General features: G+C 41.7%; 7 protein-coding genes and 1 pseudogene. 3 read left to right on the top strand and 5 right to left on the bottom strand.

The window, feature by feature from the left end; translation table 11 throughout:
• Positions 1 to 412 precede the first annotated feature (412 nt).
• A pseudogene (locus LC653_RS24910) lies at positions 413 to 761 on the top strand (transposase); the annotation flags it as partial.
• Positions 762 to 916: 155 nt separating this feature from the next.
• Here LC653_RS24910 and LC653_RS24905 read toward each other — a convergent pair.
• The 5 genes from LC653_RS24905 to LC653_RS24885 form a co-directional block, all read right to left on the bottom strand.
• Positions 917 to 1,648 (bottom strand): DevA family ABC transporter ATP-binding protein, encoded by a 732-nt coding sequence (locus LC653_RS24905; protein ID WP_229497391.1) that lies wholly within the window; start codon positions 1,646 to 1,648, stop codon positions 917 to 919.
• A 140-nt stretch (positions 1,649 to 1,788) separates the two neighbouring features.
• Positions 1,789 to 2,976 carry an ABC transporter permease DevC gene (gene devC / locus LC653_RS24900; RefSeq protein ID WP_229497390.1) on the bottom strand — a complete coding sequence of 396 codons (1,188 nt, stop codon included), beginning with the start codon at positions 2,974 to 2,976 and terminating at the stop codon, positions 1,789 to 1,791.
• Between the two features lie 272 nt (positions 2,977 to 3,248).
• Positions 3,249 to 4,370 (bottom strand): ABC exporter membrane fusion protein, encoded by a 1,122-nt coding sequence (locus LC653_RS24895; protein WP_229497389.1) that lies wholly within the window; start codon positions 4,368 to 4,370, stop codon positions 3,249 to 3,251.
• A 50-nt stretch (positions 4,371 to 4,420) separates the two neighbouring features.
• On the bottom strand, positions 4,421 to 4,885 hold the full coding sequence (locus LC653_RS24890) for a MarR family winged helix-turn-helix transcriptional regulator (RefSeq protein ID WP_229497388.1): 465 nt from the start codon (positions 4,883 to 4,885) through the stop codon (positions 4,421 to 4,423).
• 194 nt (positions 4,886 to 5,079) lie between these two features.
• A complete protein-coding gene (locus LC653_RS24885; protein WP_229497387.1) occupies positions 5,080 to 5,346 on the bottom strand; it encodes a 50S ribosomal protein L11 methyltransferase in 267 nt (88 codons plus the stop codon).
• Between the two features lie 892 nt (positions 5,347 to 6,238).
• Between LC653_RS24885 and LC653_RS24880 the strand changes: the two genes are divergently transcribed.
• Positions 6,239 to 7,063 carry a response regulator transcription factor gene (locus LC653_RS24880; RefSeq protein ID WP_229497386.1) on the top strand — a complete coding sequence of 275 codons (825 nt, stop codon included), beginning with the start codon at positions 6,239 to 6,241 and terminating at the stop codon, positions 7,061 to 7,063.
• A 765-nt stretch (positions 7,064 to 7,828) separates the two neighbouring features.
• The gene (gene asnB / locus LC653_RS24875) at positions 7,829 to 9,754 is read left to right on the top strand and encodes an asparagine synthase (glutamine-hydrolyzing) (protein ID WP_229497385.1); all 1,926 of its coding nucleotides are present in this window, start codon (positions 7,829 to 7,831) and stop codon (positions 9,752 to 9,754) included.
• The last annotated feature ends 250 nt before the right edge of the window (positions 9,755 to 10,004 follow it).

The following is a 10,004-nucleotide window of genomic DNA, read 5'->3' as shown; positions in this document are numbered from 1 at the left end:
GGATTGCCTAACGGACGAAAGTCCTATGGTGACGGAGTTCTAATAGTAGTCGTGGGAGTAATGCTCCACCAGGGAAAACGGGAGAGCCGTTTACAAGGCGAAGTAGAACAGGTAATTGGATGTAAACTTATTACCTAGCTTCACGAGATTTTGTAATTAATAATGCTGAACTCTTGAAAGCAATTTTGTCAGAGTACTACCAAGTTGGGCAGTGGGCAAACAAAAACAGGCGGGCTGCTGCCGAAATCCTCGCACCGAAGGTCAAGACTGATGTCGATACTATGGAGTTGACGCTGACGAGAAGAAAATATGACATGAGACCAATTAGTAGATTTAGACCAAGGTAAACTTATCGAAATGATTAGCGATGTCTTGCGACAAGCCGAAGAAGCGTCTACGCCGAAAATAAAAAATAGGCGAAGTCCTTGCTAGATGGGGAACAGAAGTTTTGTTACCGTATTGTTGAGGTCAGCATAGATTTGTGGATTCCTTACAAAAGTCTTGTGGAAGAATTAATGCCAAATGCACAGGTAGTCGCCGATAGATTTTATGTAATGAAACAAGTAAATACTGAACTAGATAACCAGAGAAAAAAGGAAAAAACAAAGGCGGAAAAAATTAATTGTAAATCAGATAAAGAGCAGATGTTATCGGGCTTAAAGAAGAGTAAATATGCATTACTCAAGAATGAAGATAACTTGACTGAAGAACAAAAAGATAAGTTAGAGCAAGTTAAACAAGTCTCCCCCTCACCTATGCATGAAGAGTCGAATGGCACTAAGAAAAGCCCAAATCCCTGAAATGGCTGGCTTTTGGGTGTAAGGGGGTAGGGGTGAAATGGCACTAAGAAAAGCCCAAAGGCTTGTGGTTTAAGCAGTTAGCTCATTTTGCATACTTTGCGGGAGTTGGCATTGAATCACCTTACCGCGTTTTGTACCGCATCTTCCCCAATAAAAGTTCCTGTCCGACTTCTATCTAATCGACCATCTTCCATGTATACAATACGATTAGCAATATCTAAAATACGATTATCATGAGTCACTAGCAAGATGGAACACCCTTGTTCTTTGGCTAGTTTTTGCATTAAATCTACGACGTCGCGACCAGTCTTACTATCTAAAGCAGCAGTAGGTTCATCAGCCAGAACTAAACTGGGAGAATTTACCAAAGCACGAGCAATTGCAACCCGCTGTTTTTGTCCGCCAGAGAGGTTTTCTGGATAGCTATTAATTCTTTGTCCTAATCCAACAGCTTCAAGTATGGATTTTGCCCAGCGTTGAGCCTTCTGCTTGGTCATGCCAGGCTGGAGTTGAAGGGACATTTGGACATTCTGTTGAGCTGTTAAAAAACTCAATAAGTTATGTGCCTGAAAAATATAGCCAATATTACGTCGCACTTGCACTAATTGGTCTTGACTGGCTCCGCATAGTTCTTGACCAAAAACCTTTAGACTACCGATTTGGGCTGAACGTAAAGCACCGATTAAAGTTAGTAAAGAGGTCTTACCAGATCCTGATGGCCCGGTCATAATTACAATTTCGCCAGGTTGAATTTTTAGCTTAATGTCAAACAGAATTTGTTTACGCAAGACTCCTCGACCGTAGTAATGGCTGAGGTTTTCAACATTGACAATAGGTTCTGACCGCATGATGAAACTATAGGAAAGGACATTAAATAATTCGTAATTCGTAATTCGTAATTCGTAAATTTTGTTTTGTAATGGGGATTTAACCCCAACACAAAACAAAATTTTTATTGAACCGGGGGACTTAAACCCACGGACAGGAGTTAAAATATGTCAGCCGGGTCTGCTTCTCGAAGCTTGCGTATAGCGATGCTACCAGAGACAAAGCACATGACAAATGTCAAAACTAGCACTAGCAAGTTTTTATCAAGCTGCATAAACATCGGCAAGAGTGTGGCATTGCGGGTGAGTTCATATAAACCCCAAGCAATGAGCACTCCAGGCAAAAATCCTAGCGTGGCTAAAATCATCGCTGCTTGAAATACAACACCCGAAAAGAAGGAGTCTTTGTATCCGATCGCTTTGAGTGTGGCATACTCAGGTAGATGATCGTTAACGTCAGTATAAAGTACTTGATAGACGATAATCGTCCCGACAAAAAAGCCCATAACTGTACCAAGTATAAAAGTAAAACCAATAGGCGTGCTGCCGCTCCAGTAGCTTACTTCAAAGTCTTTGTATTCTTGTTTAGATAGTACCTTTACATCTTTGGGTAAGTTTGCCCTCAAGTTTTTCAACACTTTTACTGCATCTACACCTGGCTTTAATTTAATCAAACCAATATCAATTAATCCTGCGGTTCTACGCTCTTCAAAGATCCTTAAAAAATTCAGATCGCTGGTGATTAAAGTGCCATCAGAACCAAAAGTAACTCCTAATTCAAACAAACCACCAACATTAACTCGCCGTTCCTCTACCTCTGTAATTACGCTTTTTTCCTGCTTGAACAAAGTGCTAATCGGCCCAAATTCAGTACGTGAACCCCAATCGAATAAAACTACATCAGGCTTTTTAATCTTATCTAGATTTTCAGCTACCCCTGGCATGTTGAATACTTGATTGTCAGGATTAATTCCATAGATCCGAATATTGCGGGTGATACTAGGATTTTGCGGGTTTTTCCAGATTCCAGAATCTACATAGATAGGGCTGACAGATTCTACTCCTTGAAAGCCCAATACTTGGTATAGCCGCCGTTGGGAAAATGGTTTCATGGCAATTAAGGCCACTGAGCGTGGACTAATCAGCACAATATCGCCTTGTAGACTGCTGTGCATACCAACTGCACTATCAAATAGAGCAGTTAGAAATCCCATCTGCATGAACATTAGTACTACGGCAAAGCTGATACCTGAAATGGCCACGAATAGCCTGGTCTTTTCCCGCATCAATTGCAACCACGCCAGGGGAATTTTATTATCATCAATAAAGGATAAATTAAAACCTATCATTGCGTCACATAAGTTAATTTGAGTGTAAGAGGATGTTTGAAAAGTCCTGTTGTTGGTCGCAAAAAGTTTTAGATCCCCCTAAATCCCCCGATAAATTGGGGGACTTTAAGAAGTTTTCCCCCCTTTTTAAGGGGGGCTAGGGGGGATCAATAGGTGCTGAAAATCACAGCTAACCACTTTTCAAACAACCTCTAATGTTTATAACTTAAAATTGAGAACTTCTACTCTCCTAAATTGATAAAATACACCACTCCCTACTCCCCGTTCCAGAATTAAGGATTGATTGCTACTTCTACTTTGAGATTGATCAAACCCATAATTCGCTGACTATCTTTCGGTAACAAACTGATTTTGACTTCAGCAACTCTGGCATCAACTGCTGCTGCTGGATCGTCATTGAGGACATCCCGCTTCCCAATTTGGGGAATGATGCGGTATACAGTTCCCTGTAGTTTTCCAACGAAGGCTTTATTGAGACTGGTGATAGTAGCTTTTTGCCCTATCTTGACTTTGGCAAGATCATTTTCGTAAACTTCAGCGATTACGTCCATTTGCCTAGTTTGTCCAATATCTGCGATCGCTTTAGCACCAACCATCTCTCCCGCACGAGTATGAATTTTTAAAACTTGACCGTTTTGGGGTGCGGTGACAAAGGAGGTTTCTAAGTCTGCTTTGGCTTTCTGCTCAGATGCTACAGCACTAGCAATTTCTGCTTCAGCTTCCTGGATATCAGTCGGACGAACTTCTGCAATACTGGTTAGGGTGGATTTAGCTTGATTGAGTTGTCCCTCAATTGTTTCAACAATTTGGCGTTTTGAGTCTAGCAGTGAAGCAGAAATGGCTCCAGTTTCCTGTAGATATTTGTACCGTTGATGTTCTGTTTGGGCAATGCGTAATTCTGCCCCCAAGCGAGCGATTGTTGCTTTTTGTGCTGCTAAATCTCCCTCTTTCGCTCCGGCTTTGACTTTGGCTAGCCGTGCTTGGGCTACTTCAACTTGTCTTTGAGCCTGTTTCAAAGCAGCTTGCAGGCGCTCGCGGCGATCGAGAACTGCTATCACCTGACCAGATTTCACCCAATCTGTGTCTTCTACCAAAAGTTTCTCAACTCGTGCGCCTTCTAAGAAAGTGGGTGCTGAGACTTGAATTACTTCCCCGTGAGGTTCCAAGCGTCCTAAAGCAGTTATCGTTTCTACAACTTTTTGTGCTTCAGGTAAAGGGCCATTTATGGCAGTCTGATTCTCAACCCCGGTTTGGGAACTCACCTGTTTCCAAACTGCAAATCCACCTATTCCGACTGCTGCTGTCGCTCCCAAGATGCCAGCCCACTGAACTATAGGTTTAATCAAGGGTCTATGCTTTTTCTCAGTAGTTAAAGAAACTTCTTGCTCAAACATAAAAATACTCCACCCTTTATTAGGTGGATATACACGTTTTTTCAAAAAATTTAGCTGTTCCGGGCTATTGAAACCGTAGTAGTTAGGCTTGAAAGCAGTAGATTAAAGCGTTCCTGACCTAAGCTCTCAACTATATGAGTTTGCGCTTGTTGCCATAATGGTAATGCTTGCGCCAAAACAGAGCGTCCTTTATCCGTTAAGGTTACCACTCGCACCCGTCGATCGTCACCAGGATTAATTTGAATCAGTCCTTCTCTTTCGGGGGGCTTGAGGTTTCGCGTCAGCGTAGTTCGATCCATAACTAAACCTTCAGCTAAATCACTGATCGTTACAGAGCCTAGAATTGAGATGGCAACTAGAATTGTCAACTGGGTAACCAGCAGACCACTTGGCTCTAGCTTTTCATCAAAAAGTTGTGTAACTGCTCTAGATGCTTTACGGAGGTTAAAGCAGGCGCAGGTATCCTCAATAGTAATAAGTTGAGCTAAATCTAACTGATTAGCTTGCTTTTCCATAAATAACTTTTTATAACCATAATTAAGTGTATATACAATTAATTCTTAATTGTCAAGTTATATTTACGATTAGGGTTAGACTATATTATATGACTAATATTTTTTGTCAGTTAGGGGTGCGCGATCGCACTCAAGCCGCTCTCTGGGCGCATCAGAATTTGCTATCTTCATAAACCTTAGAGAAGCGATCGCAGTTACGTATGAGCAATCGCCAAATGTCGCCCATTCGGAAGCGTCACGAGTCCCACATCATTGGGGTTACCCATTCGGTCAAGACCAATCACCCGCTGCGCTCCCGAAATAGCTGCATCGATGCACAGTGCCCCATGTCCACACCCGAATGGCACTAATATTTCGCCAAATCCATAAGGAATAAAGCTTTTGGGTGTAAGGGTGCGGAGCCGGAGACGCTTTGCCTCCGGTGAGGGTGTAGGGGTGTAAGGGAAAAAACCAAGAATCAAATAAGAATACTTACAAATCAGCGTTCTTCCCCTACACCCCTACACCATGCAACCCAGTCCTGACAAGGGTTTCACGTTTACAAGCGTGCCATTCGTATCTGAGGGATACGGCCTCATCTTGGAGTCAAATGAGCAGTGATTCCGAAAGTTACGCTAAGGACTTGATAAGTCAATCTCAATTGTTGGTGTGACTACGAGCGTAGCTTGCCACCGTAGGCGTCGCCTGATTTATGTACCGTTTTAGCAATGCTGGCTTTTATACAATATTTAGTAGTCACCACTGAAAATAGCCGCATTTTGTATCATATTTTGATACCAATGAAGTTTTGTAATAATTTGAAGTTGCTGCGAAAATTTTGGTTTTTAAGTTGATAACACAGTAGAGGAAAAAATTCAAAATAGCATTCTAAGAAGATGTTTGAAAAGTCTTATTATAGGTATCAAAACGTTTTAGCTCCTACTAAATCCCCCGAGAAATTGGGTGACTTTGATTCCGATTCCCCCCTTAAAAAGGGGGGTTAGGGGGGATCAATAAGTACCTAAAATCACAGCCAAATACTTTTTAAACAACCTCTGAGATTCAGTCATCATTTTTATACCAGGAGACTTGATTACAAGAAAATTGCTGAGTCAATTTATTTTTTCTAGCGATCGCTGGAGACGTGTTGTAGACGATAGCGTTCTGCCCATCAAAGGGATCGCAAAAGTTTTCGGTCTACCGACTTTCCGTAAAACTAATGGACGGAACTGATTAATCATATAGACGTGGCAGATCAAGCCCATAACATTTAACTTTTGCTCTGCATTATAACTGCACAAGCGCAATTAGTGATGATATATAACGCTATGTCAATCAAAGCCAGTATTATTAATTGCAATATTTTCGGAGGAGATGGTGAAAAAAATTTTGGTGATTGAAAATACAGCCTCAACTCGAAACCTTTTTTTAGAAGGCATTAAAGCTGAAGGTTTCTACACTATAGGTGCTGAAAACGGTCTTATCGGTGTCCAACGGGCACACGAAGAGTTACCCGATTTGATAATCAGTGAAATTATCATACCAAAACTCAATGGTTACGGCGTCCTTAGCACGTTGCGCCAAAATCCTCTCACAGCAACTATCCCCTTTATTTTTGTCACTGTCAGAATGACTCGGACTGATATCCGCAAAGGCATGGAACTGGGAGCAGATGACTATCTCACTAAGCCCTGTACAGTGCAGGAATTATTGAGGGCAATCACCGCCTGCTTGGAAAAACGAGCCTCCCTCCAACAGCAGTACACTGTACAGCCTCAGATAGTCGCAGAAGCACCACTAGCTGACATAATAAAACCCATTGTCTTTAAGTGCATATTTCCGTCTGACCACCAGTTAAATAAGGTCTTCAGCTTCATTGAGGCCAATTATCACCGCCCGATTGCCCTGAAGGACGTAGCTGTTGCAGTAGGTTACAGCCCAACTTACTTGACTAACCTGGTACAAAGGCAAACAGGACAAACCGTACAAAGTTGGATTATTCAGCGCCGAATGCTAGCAGCACGTTCCTTGCTCTTAGAAACCGATCAGAAAATTGAGGCGATTGCTGCATTGGTGGGCTATCAGTGTATGGTTCATTTCTTCCGCCAGTTTCGCCAACATCACGGTACAACTCCCCAAGCCTGGAGAAGGGCGGGTGCAAATAGCTCGCTTCAGAAACATGAGCGAAGTAATTGTTAGTTCTATCAAAGCATAGGTTATTGCTACCTCGTTTTACGTCTTATAAACTAGTATTAAGTTGTAGAGTTGTTCCTGCTTAAGATCCGTTTTACCTGTTCTTATATTTGTGGGCATAAATAAATGTAAAGATGCAATTAGTTGCGTTTCTACTAATTATGTTTTTGGCATTAGCTATTACCTACTAGCCATTAACACTTCTGTTTATTTATGCCCTCTTACTTTTCATTACGCTTTTTAGGAATATTTTCGCTCTCAAGCGCCATGAAAATCGTCAATCCAAAGACGTACTAAATCAGGTTAAAAGATTACTAATCCAGTTTATGCTCATTTTCAAATCAGGCGAAACTCTTAAAAACGGTAAAATCTATACATAGCAGCCTTTTCCAGACTATATCGCCTAAAATTACACGTATTTTAGTTCGATCCAGTTAACACAATAACTCTAGTAGGACTTACGCACGAGTAACGGAAAACGAACCACAGAGAAGCCAGTGTGTTGGGCGGGTTCCCCGACTTGAAGCAACTGGCGCGGCGCAGAGGTCACGGAGGAATCAGAGTTTGAGAGGGTTTTTGCGTAAGTCCTATCTAGATTCAGTGATAGTGATAGCGGTTAAATTTAACAAAAACTAAAGTTTTTGCAGCGTCTTGTAAAACTACCGCTCTAACGCCTGATGTTTTTGTCAATATATGATTTCATCCATCAATAATGTTTTGAAATCAAAACATTAAAACCATCTCAAAATTTCTCAAAGGAGAATTCAGCAAATGTGTGGCATTGTGGCATTGTTCTCAAGACAAGAATCAATTTCCCAGACCTCTTTAAAGCGGGGAATGGACAGCCTGCATCATAGAGGGCCCGATGCACAGAAATTTTGGATTTCTAGTGATGGCAGAGTCGGCTTAGGACATAGAAGACTTAGTATTATTGACCTCACTAGTGGAGACCAACCAATTAGCAATCAAGATGACACACTGCATATTGTTGCTAATGGAGAGTTTTATGATTTTGAGCGGATACAGCAGGACTTGAAGCAAAAAGGATATAATCTGCGAACACACTCCGACAGCGAAATTGCTATTCATTTATATAACGAGTTTGGGACTCAATGCCTCCACCATTTGCGGGGTGAGTTTGCTTTTGTAATCTGGGATGAGCGCAATCAACTACTCTTTGCAGCTCGCGATCGCTTTGGCATCAAGCCTCTTTACTACGCCATGCATGGTGATACACTTTACTTAGCTTCAGAAGTCAAAGCTTTGTTTGCTGCGGGTGTTCCGGCCAACTGGGATCACGAATTTTGGTTTCGAGCCGATCTCGGACTTTTTAGCCCAGACCGGACTTTCTTCAAGAACATATATCAAGTACCACCTGGACATTTTTTACTCGCGTCCGATACCAATATCCAACTGCATCGTTACTGGGATTTTGATTACCCCATCACTGCGGATGTACAACCCCAACAAAGCGTAGAAGATTACATTGAACAAGTTCGCCATAGCTTAAACGAGTCTGTACGACTGCGGTTAAGAGCAGATGTACCTGTAGGTTGTCACTTGAGTGGAGGAATTGATTCATCTGCGATATTGGGAATTGCAGCCACTCATGCAACAGAGCCAATTACAGCATTTACCCTCGCCTTCGATCACGAAGACTACAACGAAGAAGCTTTCGCTCGTGAAGCAGTAGCAAAGGCTGGAGCAAATCATCAAATTATTCCCATTACTCAATCTGACTTAGCTGAACATTTTGCAGATGCTATTTGGCACTGTGAAATGGTGTGTATAAATGCTGGTGCTGCTGCTAAGTATCTTTTGAGCCGAGCAGTACAGAATGCAGGTTACAAAGTTGTACTCACAGGTGAAGGCGCTGATGAAATCTTTGGAGGCTATGTTCATTTTTTGATGGACATGTTGCGCTACAACACCAAGGGTCAAGATGAACAAACTATCAAGCATATCTTAGAAGAATTAAAGCGTAACAACCAAGTCTCTGCCGCAGCAGGTTTCTTACCTGAAGAAATATCCAAACCTTTAGCTAATGTCGAACGTCTTTTAGGCTTTGTACCCACCTGGATTGAAGCTAATGCCAAAGGATATGCTAAATCCCTTTCTCTATACTCGCCCGCATTTATGGCTCACTTTGGCCAGCAAGATGCATATCGCATGTTCTTCAATGAAATTGATGTACAAGGACAACTTGCAAAGCGAGAGCCTGTTCATCAGTCTCTTTATTTGTGGTCTAAAACTGTTCTACCTTACCTGTTTAGAATTTTAGGAGATGGTGTAGAAATGGCCCATTCTACCGAAGGAAGACTGCCATTTTTAGATCACTTAGTTGTGGAAGCAGTCCGCAATATTCCTGTTTCATTCAAGATTCGCGGCATGAATGTCAAGTATATATTGCGAGAAGCGGCCAAACCTTACCTTCCAGATATGGTCTATAACCGTAAAAAGCATCCATTTTTTGCACCGCCTTCTACATTGAAGCAGAATGAACCTCTGCATCAACTGATCCAAGATACCCTACGAAGTTCTGCATTCGCTTCTGTTCCCTTTTATAACCAACCAGCAGTAGTTCAATTCCTTGACCAAATACCAGAAATGAATGAAAGCCAACTTGCTTCTATAGACACCACATTGATGAAAATGCTCAGTACTTGTATTCTCCAAGAGCGGTTCAGCCTCACATAAGGTATTGTTTGAGGCTGTGATGAACAAAAAATATCAGGTTTTTTGCATAATCGATCTTAAAGAGACTAAAGACTAATATAGGAGGATGTTTTGAGATTGAGGCTGTTGTCTAAAAGCTCACCAGGCTAATCGCTTCATCATAAAGCTACCAGTAACTTTTAAACAAATGAATAAAGTACTGTATAGTAATCTGACCTGGGAACCGTAGGAATTGATTGCACATTTATAGAGTAGAGAAAAAGAAAGAGTC

Origin of the sequence: Nostoc mirabile CHAB5784, from assembly GCF_020829645.1 — a bacterium.
GTDB lineage: Bacteria > Cyanobacteriota > Cyanobacteriia > Cyanobacteriales > Nostocaceae > Nostoc > Nostoc mirabile.
The sequence above is the reverse complement of the archived record's forward strand: the minus strand, read 5'-3'. Positions and strand labels throughout refer to the sequence as shown.

Excerpts from the sequence above, each read along its gene's own strand:
- LC653_RS24905 (WP_229497391.1), bottom strand. The coding sequence starts at position 1,648 with ATGCGGTCAGAACCTATTGTCAATGTTGAAAACCTCAGCCATTACTAC.
- devC (WP_229497390.1), bottom strand. The coding sequence starts at position 2,976 with ATGATAGGTTTTAATTTATCCTTTATTGATGATAATAAAATTCCCCTG.
- LC653_RS24895 (WP_229497389.1), bottom strand. The coding sequence starts at position 4,370 with ATGTTTGAGCAAGAAGTTTCTTTAACTACTGAGAAAAAGCATAGACCC.
- LC653_RS24890 (WP_229497388.1), bottom strand. The coding sequence starts at position 4,885 with ATGGAAAAGCAAGCTAATCAGTTAGATTTAGCTCAACTTATTACTATT.
- LC653_RS24880 (WP_229497386.1), top strand. The coding sequence starts at position 6,239 with ATGGTGAAAAAAATTTTGGTGATTGAAAATACAGCCTCAACTCGAAAC.
- asnB (WP_229497385.1), top strand. The coding sequence starts at position 7,829 with ATGTGTGGCATTGTGGCATTGTTCTCAAGACAAGAATCAATTTCCCAG.